Here is a 22,656-nt window from a genome sequence, read left to right on the forward strand (position 1 = left end):
TCACCATGGCATCTGCATTCGAGTACGCACCGGCTCCCGAGTCCCGCTCGGTCGTCGACATCGCCCCCTCCTACGGGCTCTTCATCGACGGTGAGTTCACCGACGCCGCCGACGGCAAGGTCTTCAAGACCGTCTCGCCGAGCAGTGAGGAGGTGCTCGCCGAGGTCGCCCAGGCGGGCGCCGCCGATGTGGACCGCGCCGTCAAGGCCGCCCGCAAGGCCTTCGCCTCCTGGTCCGCGCTGCCGGGCTCCGAGCGCGCCAAGTACCTCTTCCGCATCGCCCGGATCATCCAGGAGCGCAGCCGCGAGCTCGCCGTCCTGGAGACCCTGGACAACGGCAAGCCGATCAAGGAGACCCGCGACGCGGACCTCCCGCTGGTCGCCGCGCACTTCTTCTACTACGCGGGCTGGGCCGACAAGCTCGACCACGCGGGCTACGGCCCGAACCCGCGCCCCCTCGGCGTGGCCGGCCAGGTCATCCCGTGGAACTTCCCGCTGCTGATGCTGGCCTGGAAGATCGCCCCGGCGCTCGCCACCGGCAACACCGTCGTGCTGAAGCCCGCAGAGACGACCCCCCTCTCCGCGCTGTTCTTCGCGGACATCTGCCGCCAGGCGGGTCTGCCCAAGGGCGTCGTCAACATCCTCACCGGCTACGGCGACGCGGGCGCGGCCCTCGTCGAGCACCCGGACGTCAACAAGGTCGCCTTCACCGGCTCGACCGCGGTGGGCAAGAAGATCGCCCGCCACGTCGCCGGCACCGACAAGAAGGTCACCCTGGAACTGGGCGGCAAGGGCGCCAACATCGTCTTCGACGACGCCCCCATCGACCAGGCCGTCGAGGGCATCGTCAACGGCATCTTCTTCAACCAGGGCCAGGTCTGCTGCGCGGGCTCCCGCCTGCTGGTCCAGGAGTCGATCCACGACGAGCTGCTGGACTCCCTCAAGCGCCGCCTCTCCACGCTGCGCCTGGGCGACCCGCTCGACAAGAACACCGACATCGGCGCGATCAACTCCGCCGAGCAGCTCGCCCGGATCACCGCGCTCGCGGAGACCGGCGAGGCCGAGGGTGCCGAGCGCTGGTCCCCGGCGTGCGAGCTGCCGTCCTCCGGCTACTGGTTCGCCCCGACGCTCTTCACGAACGTCACCCAGGCGCACACCGTCGCCCGTGACGAGATCTTCGGCCCGGTGCTGTCCGTGCTGACCTTCCGCACGCCCGACGAGGCCGTCGCCAAGGCCAACAACAGCCAGTACGGCCTGTCCGCCGGCATCTGGACGGAGAAGGGCTCGCGCATCCTCGCGGTCGCGAACCAGCTGCGCGCCGGAGTCGTCTGGGCCAACACGTTCAACAAGTTCGACCCGACCTCGCCCTTCGGCGGCTACAAGGAGTCGGGCTTCGGCCGCGAGGGCGGCCGCCACGGCCTGGAGGGCTACCTCGATGTCTGAGTCTTCTGCGACCCGTCTGAACGTCTTCAAGACCTACAAGCTGTACGTCGGGGGCAAGTTCCCCCGCTCCGAGAGCGGCCGGGTGTACGAGGTGAGCGACTCCAAGGGCAAGTGGCTGGCCAACGCCCCGCTGTCCTCCCGCAAGGACGCGCGTGACGCCGTCGTCGCGGCCCGCAAGGCCTTCGGCGGCTGGTCCGGCGCGACCGCGTACAACCGCGGGCAGATCCTCTACCGCATCGCCGAGATGCTGGAGGGCCGCCGCGAGCAGTTCGTCCGCGAGGTCGGCGAGGCCGAGGGCCTGTCGAAGTCGAAGGCCGGCGCGGTCGTCGACGCGGCCATCGACCGCTGGGTCTGGTACGCGGGCTGGACCGACAAGATCGGCCAGATCGTGGGCGGGGCCAACCCGGTCGCGGGCCCGTTCTTCAACCTCTCCACCCCGGAGCCGACCGGTGTCGTCACGGTCGTCGCCCCGCAGGAGTCGTCCTTCCTGGGCCTGGTCTCGGTGATCGCCCCGGTGATCGCGACGGGCAACACCGCCGTCGTCATCGCCAGCGAGAAGTCCCCGCTGCCGGCCCTGTCCCTGGGTGAGGTGCTCGCCACCTCCGACCTGCCCGGCGGCGTGGTCAACATCCTGTCCGGCAAGGCCGGCGAGATGGGCCCGCACCTGGCGTCCCACCAGGACGTCAACGCGATCGACCTGGCCGGAGCCGATGCGGCGCTGGCCAAGGAGCTGGAGATCGCGGCGGCCGACAACCTCAAGCGCGTCCTGCGTCCACAGCCTGTGGACGACTGGAGCGCCGACCCGGGCACCTCCCGGATGACGGCGTTCCTGGAGACCAAGACCGTCTGGCACCCCACCGGGTCGCTGGGCGCGGGCGGCTCGTCCTACTAGTACGTCCGGGACGGCCCCCGTACGAGACCGGCCCCGGCAGCGTCCCCCGCGCTGCCGGGGCCTCCTCTTTTTTTGGGGCTCGGTTCGCCTCCGGCGGCGCTTCTGCCGGCTCCAGGCGTGCGTGCGTCCTCGAAACCGCTCGTTCCTCACGGTTCCTCCGGGCGCTCGCCCGCCTTCGCCGGCGCGCCGCCTTCGGCTCACTCGCCGGGGGCGTGTGCCGGCTCCAGGTGTGCGTGCGTCCTCGAAACCGTTCGTTCCTCACGGTTCCTCCGGGCGCTCGCCCGCCTTCGCCGGCGCGCCGCCTTCGGCTCACTCGCCGGGGGCGTGTGCCGGCTCCAGGCGTGCGTGCGTCCTCGAAACCGCTCGTTCCTCACGGTTCCTCCGGGCGCTCGCCCGCCTTCGCCGGCGCGCCGCCTTCGGCTCACTCGCCGGGGGCGTGGTGGGACCTCAGCGGGGGGCGAGGGGGCCCAGGAGGGACGAGACCGTCGCCGCGGGCAGCTCGCCCACGGAGGGCCCCTGGGTCAGGATTCCGGTGACCATGCCCGTCCCGACGGACGGGAAGTCGGCGACCTTCGTGGCGACGCCGTTGTCCAGCGGGTCCACGCCGGTGTGGGCGAGCGGGTTCACCTTCAGGTTCGCGATGGGGTCGGTGACCCCGGCCACGGCCGCCGGTACGTCGAGTTCACCGGCCTGCGCCCCGCCCGCGGCCATCGCCAGGGCCGCACCGGCCATCGAGACGGTCAGTCCCGCGCTGCGGAGCCTGTTCGGAAGGGAAGGGGCTGCGTGACGTGCCATGGGGATCCCGCCTGAGGTCGTGGTCGCGTGCGCACGCAGCGTAGTCGAGGTGTGTTCCTGGACACCAACCGGTCACCGGGAGGATCCCCTACCCGGGGGAATGGTTCAGACTGGTGTCCCGTGAGCTCCCCCTCTACTTCACCGACCCGCGTCGTCCTGCTGACCGGTCCGTCGGGCTCCGGAAAATCCTCGCTGGCCGCCCGATCGGGCCTGCCCGTGCTGCGCCTCGACGACTTCTACAAGGAAGGCGTCGACCCGACCCTCCCGCTCGTCGACGGCAGCTCCGACATCGACTGGGACTCCCCGCTGTCCTGGGACGCGGACGCGGCGGTCGCCGCGATCGCCGAACTGTGCGCGGCGGGGCGGACCGACGTCCCCGTCTACGACATCGCGACGAGCTCCCGCACGGGCACCGAGAGCCTCGACATCGCCCGCACCCCGCTGTTCATCGCGGAGGGCATCTTCGCCGCCGACGTGGCCGCCCGCTGCCAGGAGCTCGGCCTCCTCGCGGACGCCATCTGCCTGCGGGGGCGCCCCTCGACGACCTTCCGCCGCCGGCTGGCCCGCGACCTGCGCGAAGGCCGCAAGTCGGTGCCGTTCCTGCTGCGCAGGGGCCTGCGGCTGATGCGCGCCGAACGCGGCATCGTGGCCCGCCATGTCGCGCTGGGCGCGCACGCCTGCGCCGGCGACGAGGCGCTCGGCCGCCTGGCGGCGGCCGCGGCGGGCCGCCACCGCACGGCGACCCCGGCGTAGGGGTACGGCTCGCTCACCGCCGGGACCAGCGGTCCGTCAGGGTGGTGAGGGCGGCCGCGGCCCGGTCGAGGCCGCGGTCGTCGCCGCGGAGCGTCTTGTTCAGTTCGACGTGAAGGAAGCGGGACTGCCGGTCGGCGGCGGTCCTGCCCTGTTCGTTCTCCCGCCCGGCGAGCTTGCAGCGCTCGGAGTACGCCGTGCAGACCGCCAGGCCGTCGCGCCGCAGCGCGGCGGTCAGCCGCTCGGCGTCCGCCACGGCGCTGTCGCCGGCTCCCGTGGAGACCACCGCGTCGCGCCCGCGGAACGACTCGTCCGCGAATCCGTGCAGCTGGACCCCCGGCAGGTTCCGCCGGGCCAGCTCCTCCACCACGCCGTGGAAGACCGAGTCGTCGCGGTGCGCCACGTCCGCCGCCCCGTCCTCGCCCGCGTCGCGGTGGGCGCCCGCGAGGACCAGTACCCCGCCGGGTGCGCCGCGCAGCACCCGGGCCCCCAGGAGCTCGGTGCGCGAATCGGCGACGGGGTGGGGGACCTGGACCGACCAGCGTGCGGGCCGGTCCAGGTCGACGTACACCCGGCCCCAGCCGCGGCCGGTGTGGCCCGATTCACTCACCCCGTCGGCCACCTCGGCGTACCGGCGCCCGCCGTCGGCGTCCGTGACGGTGCGCAGGGTGAAGTCGATCTCGGCGAAGCCGGTCCGCGCCGCTTCCTCGTCGCCGTCGAGGAGGTGGGCGAACGCCCGGACGAACGCGAGTCTTTCCTGTTCCGTGGGGGTGCGGTACCCGCCGCTCTCGCCGAAGCCGGCGGTGAAGCGGGCGATCCGCTGCTCCAGGCCGAGGTCGGCCGGGCGCTGTGGAGCGGGACCGGCCGGACGGGCCGGCGGCACGTCTCCCGAGCGCTCCGCCCGAAGAGCCAAAACGGCACAAAGGGCGATGAAAACGCCGCACAGAACCGCAATCGTTATTCGCCTGGTCAGTGGAGCGTTCATAGTCGTACGAAAATAACGGAGTGATGCCCTCCGCTTCTCGTTGCCGACCGGACGCACCGAGGCCCGCGCGGTAATCCCCGCGCGCCAGTGAGCCGGATCATCACACTCCTTTGGCCGCACCGGCTCCAGGACAGAACGAAGAGGAGCCCGCGTTGGCCGCGTCGCGACCGAAGCGGCGGCATGGGATCCGCCGCCGGGCCGACATGTCGCTGCTGGGCGGCATCCGTCCGCCCATCGCCGCCCTGTCAGCCCTGCTGCTGGCCCTCGCCGCCCTCACCGCGTTCCAGCTCGGCCACGTCGGCCGGGAGAGCGTACCGCCGGCCGTCCGCACTTCCCAGCAGTACTTCGCGGAGGACGGCGCCATCGCCCTGCGCGCCTCCCTGGACGAGAGCATCACGGACATCGGCAGGACCGCCTCCCTGTTCAGCTCCGGCGAACCGGTCTCGCCCGACTCCGTGCTCGACAAGCTCGGCAGCGTCTACCAGAAGTGGCGCGGCACGGCCGTCATCGAGATCAAGTCGGGCCGGCTGGAGGCACAGCGCGGCGAGAACCTCCCGCTGACCGCCCTCGACCTGACCGCGCTCGACGGGGAGTCCGGCCTCGCGCCCCGCATGGTCCGGCTGGAGAACGGCGAGACCCGCCTGCTCACCCTCGCCCTGCTGTCCTGGCCCGACCGCCCCCAGCAGCTCCTGGTCGCCTCCAGCAGCCTGAACGTCCCCGGCATCAGCCTGGGTCCCTCCCGCGCCATCGCCGTCCTCGACTCCTCCGGCCAGGTCCTCGGCAGCGACGGCATCGGTGGTTCCGGGCAGGAGAAGAAGCAGCTCGCGAAGTTCGCGAAGACCGTCGCCCAGAAGGCCGGGCAGCACCCCCTCCAGGCCAAGGAACCCGGATCCGGTGGCTTCGCGGGCGTCAGCGGCAGCCTCCTCGGGGACTCCAGGGACGGTCGCCGCTCCGTGGCCGGCTACGCGAAGCTCACCGGTTCGCAGCCCGGCGTGGGCACCGACGCGACCGCCCTCGGCCTCACCGTCGTCTCGTTCGTCGGCGTCGCCGAGGAACGCTCCGCCGCCGTCGACTCCTTCTTCTGGATCGCCGCGTCCGCCGCCCTGCTCGTGCTCGGAGCACTGGCCGTGGCCCTGCTCGTGACCACCGTGCAGCGCCCGCTGCTGCGGCTGTTCCTGGAGAGCCGCCGGATCGGCCGCGGCGACCTGAACCGGCCGGTCACCGTGCCGAAGTACGGCGAGGCCGCCCGTATCGGCGCCGCCCTCGACCGGCTGCGCCGGCAGCTCCTCGGCGAGCCCGGAGCGCAGACCGGGAGCCCCCGCGGGGGCCGCCGCTCCCGGATCGGGACCCGCGCCCTCCTCGGGGTGTGCGGGATCCTGCTCCTGGTGTGGTCGGCGCCGCTCCTGCTGACGCTCAACCGGGCGGGCGCCTCCGTCGACGTACCCAAGGCGATCGTCGACGACCAGCGCGAACGCACCGACACCCTGGCCGACCGGGTACGCCGCGCCCTCAACGAAGGACACGCCGACCTCACCTCCGTCGCCTCGGTCATCAGCGACAGGACCACCCCGGCCGAGCTGACCAAGCTGCTGGAGCGCACCCGGAACCAGCACGGACGCTACGAATCCCTGTACGTCCTGAAGGCCGACGGCACCGTCCTGGCCCGCGCCGGAGGCACGCCCCACCACCCCGCCGGCAAGGGCCCCTCGAAGCAGCCCGTGACCCTCGTCGACAGCGGCAACCGGCCGGTCATCACCGAGTACGCCGAGGCGACCGGCCTGGCCGGCGCGGCCGTCGTCGGCGAGCTGCGCATCGACTTCCTCAACGCCCTGCTCAAGCGGCCCGGCCTCGGCGAGGTCCGCGTCGTCGACGCGGATCACCGGGTGATCGGCTCCAGCGACGGGTACCGGGCCTTCACGCCGCTGTCGGACGCGGGGCTCGACGCCCTGGTCGGCTCCGCCAACGACACGAGCGGCGCGGACGCGAAGAGCGCCGCCGGCGAGAAGCCGGGCAAGGGACCGCGCGCCAAGAGCGCCCTGATCCGCGACGGCGGCGTCGCCGTCGCCGCCGCGGCGCCGATGACCGGCGGCGGCGTGGCCCAGCCCCTGGCCTGGACCGTCGTCACCCACCAGTCCGCCAAGGGCCTGGAGATCCCGGCGTACACCGCCCAGAACCGCACCGTCCTGGCCGGACTGCTCGGCCTCACGGGCGCCGTGGCCTGCCTCGGCTGGATCCACATCATCGTGGTGCGGCCGCTGCGCGACCTCGCCCGGCGCGCGGAGGCCCTGGCCGACGGCGACCGCCGCACCGTCGTCTACCCGACCCACCACGACGAGGTCGGCGCCGTCACCCGCAGCCTCGAAGTCATCCGCCTGCAGCTGCTGGAGCAGCGCAAGCGGGACGCCGCCGGCGGCACCACCGGCCGGACGCCCGGCCCTGCCACCCCGGCCGGAAGGAACTGATCCGCCGTGCTCTTCCTCTACTGCGTGCTGCTCTTCTGCTGCCTGGTCATGCTCGTCGCGGGCGTCGTCGAGCAGCGCCGGCACTACGCCAACCTCGCGCAGATACCCAACCGGGTGCTGGTCAACGGCATCCGCGGCAAGAGCTCCATCACCCGGCTGTGCGCGGGAGCCCTGCGCGGCGGCGGGCTGCTGACGGTCGCGAAGACCACCGGCACCGCGGCCCGGTTCATCCACCCGGACGCGACCGAGGAGCCCGTCTACCGGAAGTTCGGCATCGCCAACGTCGTCGAACAGATCGGCATCGTCCGGCGCGCCGCGGCCTACCGGCCGCACGCCCTGGTCATGGAGTGCATGGCCGTCATGCCCGCACTCCAGGAGATCAACCAGTCGAAGCTGATCCAGTCGACCATCGGCGTCCTGTGCAACGTCCGCGAGGACCACGTCGCCGAGATGGGACCCACCCTCGACGACATCGCGCGCTCCCTGTCCCGCTCGATGCCGCACGGCGGAATCTGTGTCACTGCCGAGAAGGAACGTTTCCACGTCCTCCAGGAGGAGGCCGACGCGCGCAACTGCACGCTCGTCTACGCCGACCCCGACACGGTCAGCGACGACGAGCTGCGCGGCTTCAGCTGGTTCACCTTCAAGGAGAACGTCGCCATCGCGCTCACCGTCGCCGAGCTCCTCGGCGTCGACCGCGAAACCGCCCTCCAGGGGATGTACGACGCCCCGCCGGACCCCGGCGTGCTCTCCGTCGAGCGGTACGTGGCCCCCGGCGGCAAGCGGGTGCGCTTCGCCAACGTCTTCGCCGCGAACGACCCCGAGTCGACGCTGATGAACATCAACCAGCTCCTCGACCTCGGCGCCGTCGACCGCCCCCTCAACGTCGTCATCAACTGCCGCCCGGACCGCGTCGAGCGCAACGGCCAGATGGGCGCGATCGTCCCGGACCTGATGCCCGACAAGGTCTTCGTGATCGGGCACCCGGCCAAGAGCGCCATCGACGCGATCCCGGCCGAGTGGCGCGGGCGCGCCGTCGACCTCGGCGGCGACCAGCGCGACGGCGAGGAGTTCATGAACGAGCTGCTCGGCCACCTGGGCGAGAGCTCCTCCCTGGTCGCCATCGGCAACATCCACGGCCAGGGCGAGATCCTCCTGGAACACCTGGCGGAACTCCCCGGCTTCGAGGACGAGCCCGACCGGGACGAGCCCGACCGGGACGAGCCCCCCGCGGCGGCCCGGGACCGCGAGCCCGGCGTGCCCCGGCAGGCCGCCCCCGTGGCGCCGCTGTACGTACCGCACCTCGACCCGTACGCCGACCTCACCGCCGCCCAGGAACTCCGGTTCGCGCAGCCCCCCGTGCCGCGGCAGTACGTCCACCCACCGCAGCAGCATCCCCGGCCCGCCCCCCAGGACCGGCCGCCGTACCAGGAGCAGGGCCCGTACCCGCCGCAGCCGGACGGGCAGTGGCACCAGGGCCCGTATCCCCAGCAGCAGTACGGGGAGCCGTGGCCGCCCCGCCCGTACGAGCCCCACCCGAACCAGCAGTGGCAGAGTCCAGGAGACCCCCGTTGATCCCCGCAGTCCTCACCCCCGAGATCGCCGCGATCGGCATCGCGCTGGGCCTGCTCTTCTCCCTGCTGTGCTACCTGACGACGAACCTCTCGCCCGGCGGCATGATCACCCCCGGCTGGCTCGCGCTCACCCTCATCGAGGACCTGCAGCGCGCCGCGCTCGTCGTCGGCATCACCGCCCTGACGTACGCGCTCACCCTCGTCACCCAGAAGTTCGTCATCCTCTACGGCAAGCGCCTGTTCGCGGCCGTCGTCCTCATCGGAGTGCTCCTCCAGGCCACCGTGGTCATCGTGCTCCAGATGAAGTTCCCGCTGCTGTACGCGAACCAGACCCTCGGCTTCATCGTCCCCGGCCTGATCGCCTACCAGCTCGTCCGCCAGCCCAAGGGCGCCACGCTGCTCGCCACCGGCTCCGCGACCCTCATGACCTACGTCGTGCTGACCGCGGGCATCCTGCTCGGCTTCATGCCGCACGCCTGACCGACGCCGGCCCGACCACCCGCACCGCCCGGAGCACACCGATGACCGCCAAGCCCGCCCGCCGCACCCGTCCCGTCCTGCACGCCGCCGTCGTGGGGGTCCTGCTGGCAGGCAGCGCGTACTTCACCTACGAGCTGCGCAAGGAGGAGCAGGCCAAGGCCCCCGCCGTGCTGCGCGTCACCGACCGGGCCCAGCAGGGCGGCGCCCAGCAGGGCGCCCAGAAGTGGGAGCGGCTGAAGAACCCGGAACGCTCGGTCCTGCGTGGCGCCGACGGCGCCGTCCTCGCCACCTTCACGGACGGCGCGCGCACCGCGTCGCTCACCGGCAAGAGCCGCACCTTCACCGAGCCGGCCACCACCGGGACCCGCGTCGTCACCGACAACTGGGTCCGCCTGCTGCCGGAGAGCTGGCGCAGCGGCGCGGAGCGCGAGCAGTGGTTCCAGGACTGGTTCAAGAAGTACTACGGGAGCGAGGAGGACGACCTCTTCGCCATCGCCTTCCAGTACGGGGACCAGGCGCCGGTCAAGAAGGACGCGGCCGGCGTCCTGTACGCGGGCGACGCGTCCTTCGGGCCGATCAACCCGAACGGCTCCGTGGGCAACGACCTCCGCCTGGAGCAGTCGGACTTCTACGACTACCTCGGCATCCCGTACACCTTCCGCAACGGCACCACGCAGACGCCGGAGAAGGCCAAGCACCGGTCCCTGGACTGCTCCGGCTTCATCCGCACGGTCTTCGGCTACCGCGGCCGCTTCCCCCTGATGGCCTCCGACACCACCGGCAACGGACTGCCGCGCACCGCCAACGGAATGGCCCGCTCGAAGACCGGCGTGGACATCCTGCCCCTCAAGGGCGTCGGCCCGCAGGACCGGCCGGCCTCCGTCGACGTCCTCCAGCCCGGCGACCTGGTGTTCTTCAAGCTCGACGCGCGCACCGGCGAACGGCTGGACCACACCGGCATGTACCTCGGCAACGACACCGAAGGGCACAAGATCTTCATATCGAGCCGTGAAGAGGCCAACGGCCCCACCATCGGCGACAAGGGCGGCGCCTCCCGCCTCGACGGCAACGGCTACTACGCCGCCGCCCTGCGCAGCGCCAAGCGCCTGTGACCGGCCGTCCGCGCGGCCCGCGGACGCACCGGACATGCGAAAAGGCGGGATCAGGCGGACCCCCGTCCGCTTGATCCCGCCTTTTCCCCCCGCGACCCCCGTCCCACCCCCGTAGGACGGGCCCCCCGGCCCGATGGCTTTTGTGGTCGCCGCGCTACGCGACGAGCTCCTCGAAGGACTCCGCCTCGTCACGGCCGAAGCTGAGCGCCTCGTCCTCCCGCAGGCGGCGCAGCGAGCGCCAGATGCTCGACTTCACCGTGCCGACGCTGATGCCGAGGATCTCCGCGATCTCCGGGTCCGTGCGGCCCTCGTAGTAGCGGAGCACCAGCATCGTGCGCTGCGGCTCCGGGATACGGGTCAGGGCCTGCCACAGCACCGCGCGCAGCTCCGTACCGCGCATCGCGTCCGTGTCGGAGGCCGTCTCGGGCAGCTCCTCCGTCGGGTACTCGTTCAGCTTCCGCCGACGCCACGCGCTGATGTGCAGGTTCGTCATCGTGCGGCGCAGGTAGCCGCCGACGGCCGCCTTGTCGCTGATCCGGTCCCAGGCGCGGTAGGTGGAGAACAGCGCGCTCTGCAGCAGGTCCTCGGCCTCGTACCGGTCGCCGGTGAGGTGGAAGGCCGTCGCGTACAGGGCGGCGCGCCGTTCCTGGACGTACGCCGTGAACTCCGCCTCCGAGGTGGTGGAAGGAGTCTGCTCGGCGGCGGGAACCGCCTGGTACTGGTTTGCGTCAATGGCTACGACGTGGGCCGGCCGGGGACGGGCGACCGCCACCGTACGGACACCCGCCCGGCGGTTCACATCGTGCAGCCGCGTGACAACCGCGCTGGTCGTGGTGCTGTGCAGCGTGTTCATCTCGCGCCCCCCGTCGTGGAGTGTCTGTGCTTCGGTCCGCTGTGCGTTGATGAAAAGATTGCCGGGCCGACTTAACCGCGGTGTCCGTCGACTGTCACAGCCGTGTCACAGCGACTCCTGACAGGACCCCGACAGGATCACGTCGCACGACGGTCGAACTCCCGACGGCCGATGGGTCAGAATGAGCCCGTGCCTTTCCTGTTGCTGATCGAGGACGACGACGCCATCCGCACGGCCCTCGAACTCTCCCTGTCACGCCAGGGCCACCGTGTGGCCACCGCGGCGACGGGCGAGGACGGCCTGAAACTGCTGCGCGAGCAGCGGCCGGATCTGATCGTGCTGGACGTGATGCTGCCCGGGATCGACGGCTTCGAGGTGTGCCGGCGGATCCGCCGCACCGACCAGCTGCCGATCATCCTGCTCACCGCGCGCAGCGATGACATCGACGTGGTCGTCGGCCTGGAGTCCGGCGCCGACGACTACGTGGTCAAGCCCGTCCAGGGCCGGGTCCTCGACGCCCGGATCCGGGCCGTACTGCGCCGGGGCGAGCGCGAGTCGAGCGATTCGGCGAGCTTCGGCTCCCTGGTCATCGACCGGGCCGCCATGACCGTGACGAAGAACGGCGAGGACCTGCAGCTCACGCCGACCGAGCTGAGGCTGCTGCTCGAACTGAGCCGCCGGCCCGGGCAGGCGCTCTCGCGCCAGCAGCTGCTGCGGCTGGTCTGGGAGCACGACTACCTCGGTGACTCGCGGCTCGTCGACGCCTGCGTGCAGCGGCTGCGCGCCAAGGTCGAGGACGTGCCCTCCTCGCCCACCCTGATCCGTACGGTCCGGGGCGTCGGCTACCGCCTGGACTCCCCACAGTGATCCGCGCGTTGCTCGCGGGCCGGCGCTGGACCAGCCTGCGGCTGCGGCTCCTCATGGTGTTCTGCCTGGTCGCGCTGACGGCCGCGGTCTCGGCCTCCGGGATCGCCTACTGGCTCAACCGCGAGGCCGTGCTCACCCGCGTCCAGGACGCGGCGCTCGGCGACTTCCGGCAGGAGATGCAGAACCGTGCCGCCGCGCTGCCCGCCGACCCCACCGCCGAGGAGCTGCAGCGCACCGCCGAACTGATGGCGGGCAGCAGCCCCGGCTACAGCGTGCTGCTGGTGCAGGTGGGCAAGGACAACCGGCAGATCTTCGGCGCGGCGGGGCCCGACTCCTTCGGGCTGGCCAGCGTGCCGAAGTCCCTGCAGAACGCGGTGAACGACCGGCAGAAGACCACCGCCGCGAACGACTCCGAGTACCACGTGTACTGGCAGCGGACGAAGCCGCACGGCAATCCGTACCTGGTCGGCGGGACGCGGATCGTGGGCGGCGGGCTCACCGGCTACATGTACAAGTCCCTCGCGCAGGAGCGGGACGACCTGAACGCGCTCGGCTGGTCGCTGACCATCGCCACCGGTCTCGCGCTGCTCGGCTCCGCCCTGCTGGCGCAGGCCGCGGCCCGTACCGTCCTCAAGCCCGTGCAGCGGCTCGGGGACGCGGCGCGGCGGCTCGGCGAGGGCGAGCTGGACCACCGCCTCGACGTGTCGGGCACGGACGAACTCGCCGACCTGTCGCACACCTTCAACAAGACGGCCGAGGCGCTGGAGAAGAAGGTCGCCGACATGAGCGCGCGGGAGGAGGCCAGCCGGCGCTTCGTCGCGGACATGTCGCACGAACTGCGCACTCCGCTGACGGCGCTGACGGCGGTCGCCGAGGTGCTGGAGGAGGAGGTCGAAGACCTCGATCCGATGATCGCACCGGCGGTGGCGCTGGTGGTCAGCGAGACCCGGCGGCTGAACATCCTGGTGGAGAACCTGATGGAGGTCACCCGCTTCGACGCGGGTACGGCCAAGCTGGTCCTGGACGACGTGGACGTCGCCGACCAGGTCACGGCCTGCATCGACGCCCGGGCCTGGCTCGACGCGGTCGAACTCGACGCCGAGCGGGGCATCGTGGTCCGCCTCGACCCGCGCCGCCTCGACGTCATCCTCGCCAACCTGATCGGCAACGCGCTCAAGCACGGCGGCTCGCCGGTCCGGGTGTCGGTGACGGTGGAGGGGGAGTGGCTGGCCATCGCGGTGCAGGACAACGGTCCCGGCATTCCCGAGGAAGTCCTGCCGCACGTCTTCGACCGGTTCTACAAGGCGAGCGCGTCGCGGCCGAAGTCGGACGGCAGCGGGCTCGGCCTGTCGATCGCCGTGGAGAACGCGCACATCCACGGCGGCGACATCACGGCCGCCAACGTGGCGGGCGGCGGTGCGCTGTTCACGCTGCGGCTGCCGGTGGACGTGGGAAAGGTGATCGCGGGTGACGAGGATGCGTAGGACTCTGCCGGTGGTCGCGGTCCTGATGCTCGCGACGTCGGCCTGCGGGATCCGGGCGACGACCGTGCCGGTGGACGTGGGCCCGGCGCCGTCGCGGGTGTCGTGCGACACGCAGGAACAGCCCGGCGGGGTGCAGGGCTTCCGGGCCACCGTGGAGCTGGTCTGCGGATCACAGCTGGTGGGCGTGGAGCGGGTGATCCCGGTACCCGAGAAGAAGCCCGTACGGGACCCCCTGGCACTGGTCGCGCAGGCGCTGCTGGAAGCGCTGGAGCGGACGCCGAGCACGGAGGAGCGGGACGCCGGCTTCACGAGCGAGGTCCCGCTCGGGCTGTCGGCGGGGGTACCGCGGGCGGGCGACCCGGCCGGCACGGTGCGGCTCAGCCGCAGGCCGGAGGACCTGCCGCCGGTGGCGCTCTCGCAGATCGTGTGCACGCTGGCGGGCAGCGAGGCCCTGAAGGCGACCCCGGGCCCGGTGATCCTGGGCGGGCCCGACGTGGACCCGCCACGGGCGTGGGAGTGCACGGACGCGGTCCGCTCGCGGCCGGAGTCGGTGCCGACGCTGGGCGAACTGGCCAGCCCGACGCCGTCCGCCTCGCCGTCCCCTTCCTGACGCGCCGCACGCCTTCCCGACGCGCCGCTCTCCTTCTTGACGCGCCGCTCGCGCGGCTCGGCGCCGGGGCGCCTCACCGGCTTCGCGCCGCTGCGCCGGCCTCCGACCGGCGGGTGCCGCCGAGCGGGCCGGACATGCGAAGGCCCGGTCCCGCCGGACGGGGCGGGACCGGGCCGGGCAGGGGGCCGAAACCCCGGCCCTGTGCCGGACGGACGGAGTCCGGCGCGGCGGCGCGGGGCTGGTGAGGCTCCCCGGGGCCGGGGCGCGCGAGGCGCCCCGGCGGGATCAGATGCCCATGGCCACCGAGAGGTCCTTCTTGATCGCGTCCAGGACCTCCTGGCCGCGGACGCGGGCCGCCGCCAGGTCGGAGGCCTCGGCCACCGGGACCACGACCTCCAGGTAGCACTTCAGCTTGGGCTCGGTACCCGACGGGCGGGCGATGACCCGGGCCTTGTACGTGCCGTCCAGGTAGTAGCGCAGGCCGTCCGTGGGCGGGAGGGCCTCCGTGCCCTGGGACAGGTCCTCCGCCGAGACCACCCGCAGACCGGCCAGCGACACCGGCGGCTGCGCGCGCAGCGCCGCCATCGCGTCGGCGATGATCGACAGGTCCGAGACGCGCACCGACAGCTGGTCCGTGGCGTGCAGGCCGTGGGCCATCGCCAGGTCGTCCAGCAGATCGGTCAGGGTGCGGCCCTGCTCCTTGAGCACCGAGGCCAGCTCCGCCACCAGCAGGGCGGCGGTGACGCCGTCCTTGTCGCGGACCCCCTCGGGGTCCACGCAGTAGCCGAGCGCCTCCTCGTAGCCGTAGCGCAGGCCCTCGACGCGGGCGATCCACTTGAAGCCGGTGAGGGTCTCCTCGTAGCCGACGCCCGCCGCCTCCGCGATCCGGCCCAGGAGGCTGGAGGAGACGATGGACTCCGCGAAGACGCCCTGCGCCCCCTTGTGGACCAGGTGGGCCGCCAGCAGCGCGCCGACCTCGTCGCCGCGCAGCATCCGCCAGCCGTCCCCGGTGGGGACGGCCACGGCGCAGCGGTCCGCGTCCGGGTCGTTGGCGATCACGATGTCGGGCTGGACCTCGGCGGCCTTCGCGAAGGCCAGGTCCATCGCGCCCGGCTCCTCCGGGTTCGGGAACGCCACGGTCGGGAAGGCCGGGTCGGGCTCGGCCTGCTCGGCGACGAGGACCGGCTCCGGGAAGCCGTGCCGGGCGAAGGCCGCCAGGACGACGTCCTTGCCGACGCCGTGCATGGCCGTGTAGACCGTCCGCACGCCCCGGGGGGAGCCGGGGGTGAGGACGGCGTCCGTGCGCGCCAGGTAGGCCTCCAGGACCTCGTCGCCGAGCTCCTGCCAGCCGGACTCCGGGCGCGGTACGTCGGCCAGCTTCTCGACCGCCGCGATCTGCGCGGCGATCTCGGAGTCGGCCGGGGAGACGATCTGCGAGCCGTCGCCGAGGTAGACCTTGTAGCCGTTGTCCCGGGGCGGGTTGTGGCTCGCGGTCACCTCGACGCCGGCGACGGCACCGAGGTGCCTTATCGCGTACGCGAGGACGGGCGTCGGAAGCGGGCGGGGCAGGAGGGCCGCGCGCAGCCCGGCACCGGTCATGACGGCCGCGGTGTCGCGGGCGAAGTCCGCCGACTTGTAGCGGGCGTCGTAGCCGACGACGACCAGGCCGCCGTCGTGGCCCTGGGCCTTCAGGTAGGCCGCGAGGCCCGCCGCGGCCCGGATGACCACACCGCGGTTCATCCGCATCGGGCCGGCACCGATCTCACCGCGCAGTCCGGCGGTGCCGAACTGCAGGGTGCCCGAGAAACGGTCCGCGAGCTCCGCGGTGTCGCCGGCCTCGATGAGCGCGGCCAGCTCCGCGGCCGTCTCCGGATCCGGGTCCTCGGCCAGCCAGGCCTGCGCCCGGGTGATCAGGTCGTCCTGTGCCTGTGCCTGTGCCTGTTCCTGCACTGCTTCCGCCTTAGCTCTCGTACGTCGATCAGATGCGGGCGAGGACCTGCGTCAGCAGCGTGCCCATGCGGGCGGCCGAGTCGCGGCCGGCCTGGAGGACCTCTTCGTGGTTCAGCGGCTCGCCGGACAGGCCCGCCGCCAGGTTGGTGACCAGGGAGATGCCGAGCACCTCGGCGCCGGCCTCACGGGCGGCGATGGCCTCCAGGACGGTGGACATGCCGACCAGGTCGGCACCCATGACGCGGATCATGTTGATCTCGGCCGGGGTCTCGTAGTGCGGGCCGGGGAACTGGACGTAGACGCCCTCTTCGAGGCTCGCGTCGATCTCCTTGCACATCGCGCGCAGGCGCGGCGAGTACAGGTCGGTGAGGTCGACGAAGTTCGCCCCGACGATCGGCGAGGTGGCCGTCAGGTTGAGGTGGTCGCTGATCAGGACGGGCTGGCCGGGCTTCATGCCCTCGCGCAGACCACCGCAGCCGTTGGTCAGCACGACGGTCTTGCAGCCGGCGGCGACGGCGGTGCGCACGCCGTGGGCGACGGCGGCGACGCCGCGGCCCTCGTAGAAGTGGGTCCGGCCGAGGAAGACCAGGGCGCGCTTGTCGCCGATCTTGTACGAGCGGATCTTGCCGCCGTGGCCCTCGACGGCGGCGGGCGGGAAGCCGGGCAGCTCGGTGACCAGGAACTCGGCCTCGGGGGCGCCGAGCGCCTCTGCGGCGGGGGCCCATCCGGAGCCCATGACGAGGGCGACATCGTGGGTGTCCACGCCGGTCAGCTCACGCAGGCGGGCGGCTGCGGCGTCGGCGGCGGCGAAGGGGTCGGTAACAGATGCGTTCACGCGGACGAGCGTAACCGTTTTCTGGCTACGCGCGTAGATGGCACAGCTCACGGTGTTCGGATCGTTGCCTTGTCGTTTCCGCCGAAACGTCCCGTGGGGCGGCCGGCGAGCGGGCGGCCGGCGGGGCCGAAGGATCGGGGCTCCGCCCCGGACCCCGCGCCTCGGTCGCCGGCGGGGCCGGGATTGCGCGGCGGAATCGGGCGAGCGTCCCCGCAGGGGGTCAGCAGGGGCGCTTGCGGATTTCCATCACGTAGTCGTGGGGAGCGCCCGCGGACTCCGCGGCATCCGCGATCTCGCCCAGGTAGCGCGCCGAGGGCAGACCGCCCTCGTAGCCGTTCAGGACGTACACCCACGCCGCCTCCTCGCCGTCCAGCGTGTGCACGCGCACCCGCATCCGGCGGTAGATGTCGAGTCCGACACCCTCCCAGCGGTCCATCGAGTCCTCGTCCAGCGGCGCGATGTCGTACAGGGCGACGAAGACCTGGTGGCGCGGGGCTTCGACGATCGTCGCGAGAGCGCCCTCCCAGCCCATCTGCTCGCCGCCGAAGGTCAGCCGCCAGTCGTTGATCCAGCCCGTGCCGCGCAGCGGCGAATGCGGAGCGCGGCGCGTCATCAGCCGCGGGTCGAGGTTGCCGGCGTACGCGGCGTAGAGCGACATGTGGTCGAGAGTACGGGAGGGGTGCCGGTGCACGCGTGCCCGGATGGCGGGACCGGGCGCGAAGCACCTTGAAGCGTGCGGGACAATGGAGCACGGAATGCATCCCCCGGGGAGACCCCCCGGAACACCGGCCGGGGCGGCAGCCGGCCGGGTAGACGTGAGGCGGACTTTTCGTGACCCGGATCGTGATCATCGGCGGCGGACCCGGCGGGTATGAGGCAGCCCTGGTGGGGGCCCAGCTCGGCGCGGAGGTGACCGTCGTCGACTGCGACGGTCTGGGCGGGGCCTCGGTCCTGACCGACTGCGTACCTTCCAAGACTCTGATCGCGACCGCCGAGGTGATGACGACCTTCGACTCCTCGTACGAGGAGCTCGGCATCGTCGTCGCGGACGACACCTCGCACATCGAGCAGGCCGCGCGCGTCGTCGGCGTGGACCTCGGCAAGGTGAACCGGCGCGTCAAGCGCCTCGCGCTCGCCCAGTCGCACGACATCACCGCCTCCGTCACCCGGGCCGGCGCCCGCGTGGTGCGCGGCCGCGGCAAGCTCGGCGGGCCGCAGGGCATCGACGGCACCCGGGACGTCATCGTCACGGCCGCCGACGGGTCGGAGACCATCCTGACCGCGGACGCCGTCCTGATCGCGACCGGCGGCACCCCCCGCGAGATCCCCGACGCCATGCCCGACGGCGAGCGGATCCTGAACTGGACCCAGGTCTACGACCTCGACGAACTCCCCGAGGAGCTCATCGTGGTCGGCTCCGGCGTGACCGGCGCCGAGTTCGCCGGCGCGTACCAGGCCCTCGGCTCCCGGGTGACCCTCGTGTCCTCCCGCGACCGCGTGCTGCCCGGCGAGGACCCGGACGCCGCCGCCGTGCTGGAGGACGTCTTCCGGCGCCGCGGCATGAACGTCGTCGGGCGCTCGCGCGCCGAATCCGCCAAGCGGGTGGGCGACCGGGTCGAGGTCACCCTCTCCGACGGCCGCGTGCTGACCGGTACGCACTGCCTGATGGCGGTCGGCGCGATCCCCAACACCGCGAACATGAACCTGGAGGAGTCCGGGGTCCGGCTCAAGGACTCCGGGCACATCTGGACCGACAAGGTCTCGCGCACCTCCGCGCCCGGCGTGTACGCCGCCGGTGACGTCACGGGCGTCTTCGCGCTCGCGTCGGTCGCGGCGATGCAGGGCCGCATCGCGATGTACCACTTCCTCGGTGACGCGGTGGCCCCGCTGAACCTCAAGACGGTCTCCTCGAACGTCTTCACCGACCCGGAGATCGCCACCGTCGGCTACACCCAGGCGGACGTGGACGCGGGCAAGATCGACGCCCGTGTGGTGAAGCTCCCGCTGCTGCGCAACCCGCGCGCCAAGATGCAGGGCATCCGGGACGGCTTCGTGAAGCTGTTCTGCCGTCCGGGCACCGGCATCGTGGTCGGCGGTGTGGTCGTCTCCCCGCGCGCGAGCGAGCTGATCCACCCCATCTCGATCGCCGTCGACAACAACCTGACGGTCGAGCAGATCGCAAAAGCGTTCACCGTGTACCCCTCGCTGTCGGGTTCGATCGCCGAGGTGGCCCGTCAGCTGCACACGCGGAAGGCCGCCGGCGAGGCGTGAGCCCCGCTAACCGCCGCACGCCATAAGGAGTTTGGGGCGGGGCGCGGTTTCGTGGCGAGAAGTTCACCCAACTCTCGGGCCGCGTATACCACTAGTCGCCCCGCCTTATGGACAACTTCGGTATTCCGGCGCAAAGAGCTGAAAGCAGACGGTCGTTGGCGTTACTGTCAGTTTCGTGTTCGCTGCAGAACGTCGCCAATTGATCCTCGAAATGGTGCGGGCCAACGGAGCGGTATCGCTCCGGGAGCTCGCCCGCGTCGTCCAGACCTCCGAAGTGACCGTACGGCGGGACGTGCGGGCACTGGAGGCAGAAGGACTCCTCGACCGCCGACACGGCGGTGCGGTCTTGCCGGGCGGTTTCACGCGGGAGTCCGGCTTTCCGCAAAAGTCCCATCTCGCGACGGCGGAGAAGACCGCCATCGCCGATGTCGCCGCCTCCCTCGTCGAAGAGGGCGAGGCCGTCGTCGTCGGCGCGGGCACCACGACCCAGGAGCTGGCCCGCCGGCTCGCCCGCGTGCCCGGACTGACCGTCGTCACCAACTCGCTGCTCGTCGCCCAGGCCCTGGCCCACGCCAACCGGGTGGAGGTGGTCATGACCGGCGGCACCCTGCGCGGGTCCAACTACGCCCTCGTGGGCAGCGGGGCCGAACAGTCCCTCCAGGGGCTGCGGGTCTCGCGGGCCTTCCTGTCGGGCAGCGGTCTGACCGCCGAGCGCGGGCTGTCCACGTCCAACATGCTGTCCGCCAGTGTGGACCGGGCGCTGGTGCAGGCGGCGGCGGAGGTGGTGGTGCTGGCCGACCACACGAAGCTCGGTACCGACACCATGTTCCAGACCGTGCCCACCGACGTGATGACGAGGCTGGTGACGGACGAGCCGCCGCCGCACGACGACCGGGCGGGTACGGAGCTGCAGGCGCTGGCGGACCAGGGCGTGCAGATCACCGTGGCCGGCGGGGCCGTGGCCTCCGGCGGCGTGGACGGGATGCAGGGGCGGCGGCCGCGCCGCGAATCGCCGTTGCCGGTGCAGCGGCGGGGCGGCCCGACGGCGCAGCTGCGCAGTGCCGCCGGCGGGATGCTGGAGCCGCAGGCGGAGCGGGCCCGCGTGGCCGACATGCGGCGCCGCTAGGTCCCCGGGCCGTGTGCCGGGGCTCCGCCCCGGACCCCGCGCCTCGAACGCCGGCGGGGCTGATTTCTCAGCCCCGCCGGCGTTCGAGGCGTTCTCGGACGTCAGTCCTTGATCTCGCAGATGGTGGCGCCCGAGGTGACCGACGCGCCGACCTCGGCGGTGAGGCCGACGACGGTGCCGGAGCGGTGCGCGTTCAGCGGCTGCTCCATCTTCATGGCCTCGAGCACGACGACCAGGTCGCCCTCGTTGACCTGCTGGCCCTCCTCGACCGCGACCTTGACGATCGTGCCCTGCATCGGGGAGGCGAGGGTGTCGCCGGAGGCGGCCGGGCCGGACTTCTTCGCCGCGCGGCGCTTCGGCTTCGCGCCACCGGCGGCGGCCGTGCGCGCCAGGGTCATGCCCAGGGACGACGGGAGCGAGACCTCCAGGCGCTTGCCGCCGACCTCGACGACCACCGTCTCGCGACCCGGCTCGTCCTCGGTGTCCTCCGCGGCCGGAGCCGTGAACGCCGGGATCTCGTTGACGAACTCGGTCTCGATCCACCGGGTGTAGACGGTGAACGGGGTGCCGTCCGTGGGGGCGAACGCCGGGTCGACGACGACCGCACGGTGGAAGGGGATGGCCGTGGCCATGCCCTCGACCTCGAACTCGGCCAGCGCGCGGGCCGCGCGCTGCAGGGCCTGCTCGCGGGTGGCACCGGTGACGATCAGCTTGGCCAGGAGCGAGTCCCACGCCGGGCCGATGACCGAGCCGGACTCGACGCCCGCGTCGAGGCGGACGCCCGGGCCGGACGGCGCGGCGAACTTGGTGACGGTGCCGGGCGCCGGGAGGAAGCCGCGGCCCGGGTCCTCGCCGTTGATGCGGAACTCGATGGAGTGACCGCGCAGGACCGGGTCGCCGTAGCCGAGCTCCTCGCCGTCGGCGATGCGGAACATCTCGCGGACCAGGTCGATGCCCGAGACCTCTTCGGTGACCGGGTGCTCGACCTGGAGGCGGGTGTTGACCTCCAGGAAGGAGATCAGGCCGTCGGCGGAGACGAGGAACTCGACGGTGCCGGCGCCGACGTAGCCGGCTTCCTTCAGGATGGCCTTGGAGGCGGCGTACAGCTCCGCGTTCTGAGCGTCGCTCAGGAACGGTGCCGGGGCCTCCTCCACGAGCTTCTGGTGGCGGCGCTGGAGCGAGCAGTCACGGGTCGACACGACGACGACGTTGCCGTGCGAGTCGGCCAGGCACTGGGTCTCGACGTGGCGCGGCTTGTCGAGGTAACGCTCGACGAAGCACTCGCCGCGGCCGAAGGCGGCGACGGCCTCACGGACGGCGGATTCGTAGAGCTCCGGGACCTCTTCGAGGGTGCGGGCGACCTTCAGGCCGCGACCGCCACCGCCGAAGGCCGCCTTGATGGCGATCGGCAGGCCGTGCTCCTTGGCGAAGGCGACGACCTCCTCGGCTCCGGAGACCGGGTCCGGCGTACCGGCGACCAGCGGCGCCCCGGCGCGCTGGGCGATGTGACGGGCGGCCACCTTGTCGCCGAGGTCACGGATGGCCTGCGGCGGCGGACCGATCCAGGTCAGGCCGGCGTCGATCACGGCCTGGGCGAAGTCGGCGTTCTCGGAGAGGAAGCCGTATCCGGGATGGATGGCGTCCGCACCGGAGTCGGCTGCGGCCTGGAGGACCTTGGAGATGTCCAGGTAGCTGGCGGCCGGGGTGTCACCGCCCAACGCGAAAGCTTCGTCGGCCGCGCGGACGTGCAGAGCGTCCCGGTCCGGATCGGCGTAGACGGCTACGCTCCCGATCCCGGCGTCCCGGCAGGCCCGAGCAACGCGGACAGCGATTTCGCCACGGTTGGCGATGAGCACCTTGCGCACGATGGCTCCCTCCTTGAAACAAGCTGAGTTTAGGGACAGCCCACACGGCCTTTCGACCCTTCCCCGGTGGTGACCTTGCCCACACAGAGTGTGATGCGAGGGCCGATCCGCCGGGGAACCCTTGTGGCGCCCCAGGTCAGGGGGATCCCCGACTGCACAGTAACCCCGTCATGTAGCCAAGGTCTCTGTCCCCCCGGTCAGCCGCCCCGGGTGATTCTTTGTCGAGTCCCTACGAACGGCCCACAGTTTCTTTGCGGTCGTGAGCGGAGTTGTCCCCTTGTTTACTGATTGGTAGCCCGGTCG

General features: G+C 72.1%; 19 protein-coding genes. 12 read left to right on the forward strand and 7 right to left on the reverse strand.

Annotated features, from left to right (window positions below):
• Positions 1-5: 5 nt before the first annotated feature.
• Together ACXNSR_RS24110 and ACXNSR_RS24115 are read left to right on the forward strand one after the other, a co-directional pair.
• Positions 6-1,442, forward strand: coding sequence for an aldehyde dehydrogenase family protein (locus ACXNSR_RS24110; RefSeq protein WP_030010884.1), 1,437 nt, complete (start codon positions 6-8; stop codon positions 1,440-1,442).
• Positions 1,435-2,334, forward strand: a complete 900-nt coding sequence (locus ACXNSR_RS24115) for an aldehyde dehydrogenase family protein (RefSeq protein WP_382539948.1) — start codon at positions 1,435-1,437, stop codon at positions 2,332-2,334. The genes ACXNSR_RS24110 and ACXNSR_RS24115 overlap by 8 nt, the downstream gene beginning before the upstream one ends.
• A gap of 447 nt (positions 2,335-2,781) precedes the next feature.
• Here the strand turns inward: ACXNSR_RS24115 and ACXNSR_RS24120 are convergent, their stop codons facing one another.
• Positions 2,782-3,129, reverse strand: coding sequence for a hypothetical protein (locus tag ACXNSR_RS24120; protein WP_458637553.1), 348 nt, complete (start codon positions 3,127-3,129; stop codon positions 2,782-2,784).
• Positions 3,130-3,180: 51 nt separating this feature from the next.
• On the opposite strand from ACXNSR_RS24120, the gene ACXNSR_RS24125 reads away from it, so the two are divergent.
• Positions 3,181-3,882: a uridine kinase family protein gene (locus ACXNSR_RS24125; RefSeq protein WP_189733730.1), complete on the forward strand. Its 702-nt coding sequence runs from the start codon at positions 3,181-3,183 to the stop codon at positions 3,880-3,882.
• A gap of 13 nt (positions 3,883-3,895) precedes the next feature.
• Here ACXNSR_RS24125 and ACXNSR_RS24130 read toward each other — a convergent pair whose 3' ends face one another.
• Positions 3,896-4,762 carry a hypothetical protein gene (locus tag ACXNSR_RS24130; protein ID WP_458637554.1) on the reverse strand — a complete coding sequence of 289 codons (867 nt, stop codon included), beginning with the start codon at positions 4,760-4,762 and terminating at the stop codon, positions 3,896-3,898.
• 305 nt (positions 4,763-5,067) lie between these two features.
• Between ACXNSR_RS24130 and ACXNSR_RS24135 the strand changes: the two genes are divergently transcribed.
• Genes ACXNSR_RS24135 through ACXNSR_RS24150 form a run of 4 tightly spaced genes read left to right on the forward strand, consistent with a single transcriptional unit; the run spans position 5,068 to position 10,492 of the window.
• Complete coding sequence (locus tag ACXNSR_RS24135; RefSeq protein WP_458643378.1) at positions 5,068-7,326, forward strand: HAMP domain-containing protein; 2,259 nt, start codon at positions 5,068-5,070, stop codon at positions 7,324-7,326.
• A 6-nt stretch (positions 7,327-7,332) separates the two neighbouring features.
• Entirely contained in the window at positions 7,333-8,901 is a 1,569-nt protein-coding gene (pgsB, locus tag ACXNSR_RS24140; protein WP_458637555.1) for a poly-gamma-glutamate synthase PgsB, read from the forward strand.
• Entirely contained in the window at positions 8,898-9,380 is a 483-nt protein-coding gene (locus ACXNSR_RS24145) for a poly-gamma-glutamate biosynthesis protein PgsC/CapC (protein ID WP_030712455.1), read from the forward strand. The genes pgsB and ACXNSR_RS24145 overlap by 4 nt, the downstream gene beginning before the upstream one ends.
• 41 nt (positions 9,381-9,421) lie before the next feature.
• Positions 9,422-10,492, forward strand: a complete 1,071-nt coding sequence (locus ACXNSR_RS24150; RefSeq protein WP_458637556.1) for a C40 family peptidase — start codon at positions 9,422-9,424, stop codon at positions 10,490-10,492.
• A 154-nt stretch (positions 10,493-10,646) separates the two neighbouring features.
• On the opposite strand, the gene ACXNSR_RS24155 is transcribed toward ACXNSR_RS24150, so the two are convergent.
• Complete coding sequence (locus ACXNSR_RS24155; RefSeq protein WP_405529458.1) at positions 10,647-11,345, reverse strand: SigE family RNA polymerase sigma factor; 699 nt, start codon at positions 11,343-11,345, stop codon at positions 10,647-10,649.
• A gap of 189 nt (positions 11,346-11,534) precedes the next feature.
• Between ACXNSR_RS24155 and afsQ1 the strand changes: the two genes are divergently transcribed.
• From afsQ1 to ACXNSR_RS24170, 3 genes are read left to right on the forward strand one after another with little or no spacing between them, the layout of a single operon-like run.
• Entirely contained in the window at positions 11,535-12,212 is a 678-nt protein-coding gene (gene afsQ1 / locus ACXNSR_RS24160) for a two-component system response regulator AfsQ1 (RefSeq protein WP_063754818.1), read from the forward strand.
• A 53-nt stretch (positions 12,213-12,265) separates the two neighbouring features.
• A complete protein-coding gene (locus tag ACXNSR_RS24165) occupies positions 12,266-13,696 on the forward strand; it encodes a sensor histidine kinase (protein ID WP_458643379.1) in 1,431 nt (476 codons plus the stop codon).
• The gene (locus tag ACXNSR_RS24170) at positions 13,689-14,306 is read left to right on the forward strand and encodes a hypothetical protein (RefSeq protein ID WP_458637557.1); all 618 of its coding nucleotides are present in this window, start codon (positions 13,689-13,691) and stop codon (positions 14,304-14,306) included. The genes ACXNSR_RS24165 and ACXNSR_RS24170 overlap by 8 nt, the downstream gene beginning before the upstream one ends.
• 285 nt (positions 14,307-14,591) lie before the next feature.
• Here the strand turns inward: ACXNSR_RS24170 and ACXNSR_RS24175 are convergent, their stop codons facing one another.
• The 3 genes from ACXNSR_RS24175 to ACXNSR_RS24185 form a co-directional block, all read right to left on the reverse strand.
• Positions 14,592-16,256: a phospho-sugar mutase gene (locus tag ACXNSR_RS24175; protein ID WP_458637558.1), complete on the reverse strand. Its 1,665-nt coding sequence runs from the start codon at positions 16,254-16,256 to the stop codon at positions 14,592-14,594.
• Between the two features lie 28 nt (positions 16,257-16,284).
• A complete protein-coding gene (locus ACXNSR_RS24180) occupies positions 16,285-17,091 on the reverse strand; it encodes a purine-nucleoside phosphorylase (RefSeq protein WP_150258917.1) in 807 nt (268 codons plus the stop codon).
• 220 nt (positions 17,092-17,311) lie between these two features.
• Entirely contained in the window at positions 17,312-17,749 is a 438-nt protein-coding gene (locus tag ACXNSR_RS24185; protein ID WP_030012228.1) for a gamma-glutamylcyclotransferase, read from the reverse strand.
• 173 nt (positions 17,750-17,922) lie between these two features.
• Between ACXNSR_RS24185 and ACXNSR_RS24190 the strand changes: the two genes are divergently transcribed.
• Entirely contained in the window at positions 17,923-19,362 is a 1,440-nt protein-coding gene (locus ACXNSR_RS24190; RefSeq protein WP_458637559.1) for an NAD(P)H-quinone dehydrogenase, read from the forward strand.
• Positions 19,363-19,537: 175 nt separating this feature from the next.
• A complete protein-coding gene (locus ACXNSR_RS24195) occupies positions 19,538-20,488 on the forward strand; it encodes a DeoR/GlpR family DNA-binding transcription regulator (RefSeq protein ID WP_189733088.1) in 951 nt (316 codons plus the stop codon).
• A gap of 101 nt (positions 20,489-20,589) precedes the next feature.
• Here ACXNSR_RS24195 and ACXNSR_RS24200 read toward each other — a convergent pair whose 3' ends face one another.
• Entirely contained in the window at positions 20,590-22,353 is a 1,764-nt protein-coding gene (locus tag ACXNSR_RS24200) for an acetyl/propionyl/methylcrotonyl-CoA carboxylase subunit alpha (RefSeq protein ID WP_458637560.1), read from the reverse strand.
• Positions 22,354-22,656: the final 303 nt, after the last annotated feature.

The organism is Streptomyces sp. NC-S4 (genome assembly GCF_054353315.1).

Bases quoted from the DNA above. Each gene is read 5' to 3' on its own strand.
- ACXNSR_RS24135 (WP_458643378.1), top strand. From the start codon at position 5,068: ATGTCGCTGCTGGGCGGCATCCGTCCGCCCATCGCCGCCCTGTCAGCC.
- ACXNSR_RS24155 (WP_405529458.1), bottom strand. From the start codon at position 11,345: ATGAACACGCTGCACAGCACCACGACCAGCGCGGTTGTCACGCGGCTG.
- ACXNSR_RS24150 (WP_458637556.1), top strand. From the start codon at position 9,422: ATGACCGCCAAGCCCGCCCGCCGCACCCGTCCCGTCCTGCACGCCGCC.
- ACXNSR_RS24110 (WP_030010884.1), top strand. From the start codon at position 6: ATGGCATCTGCATTCGAGTACGCACCGGCTCCCGAGTCCCGCTCGGTC.
- ACXNSR_RS24115 (WP_382539948.1), top strand. From the start codon at position 1,435: ATGTCTGAGTCTTCTGCGACCCGTCTGAACGTCTTCAAGACCTACAAG.
- ACXNSR_RS24170 (WP_458637557.1), top strand. From the start codon at position 13,689: ATGCGTAGGACTCTGCCGGTGGTCGCGGTCCTGATGCTCGCGACGTCG.
- ACXNSR_RS24165 (WP_458643379.1), top strand. From the start codon at position 12,266: ATGGTGTTCTGCCTGGTCGCGCTGACGGCCGCGGTCTCGGCCTCCGGG.
- ACXNSR_RS24120 (WP_458637553.1), bottom strand. From the start codon at position 3,129: ATGGCACGTCACGCAGCCCCTTCCCTTCCGAACAGGCTCCGCAGCGCG.
- ACXNSR_RS24185 (WP_030012228.1), bottom strand. From the start codon at position 17,749: ATGTCGCTCTACGCCGCGTACGCCGGCAACCTCGACCCGCGGCTGATG.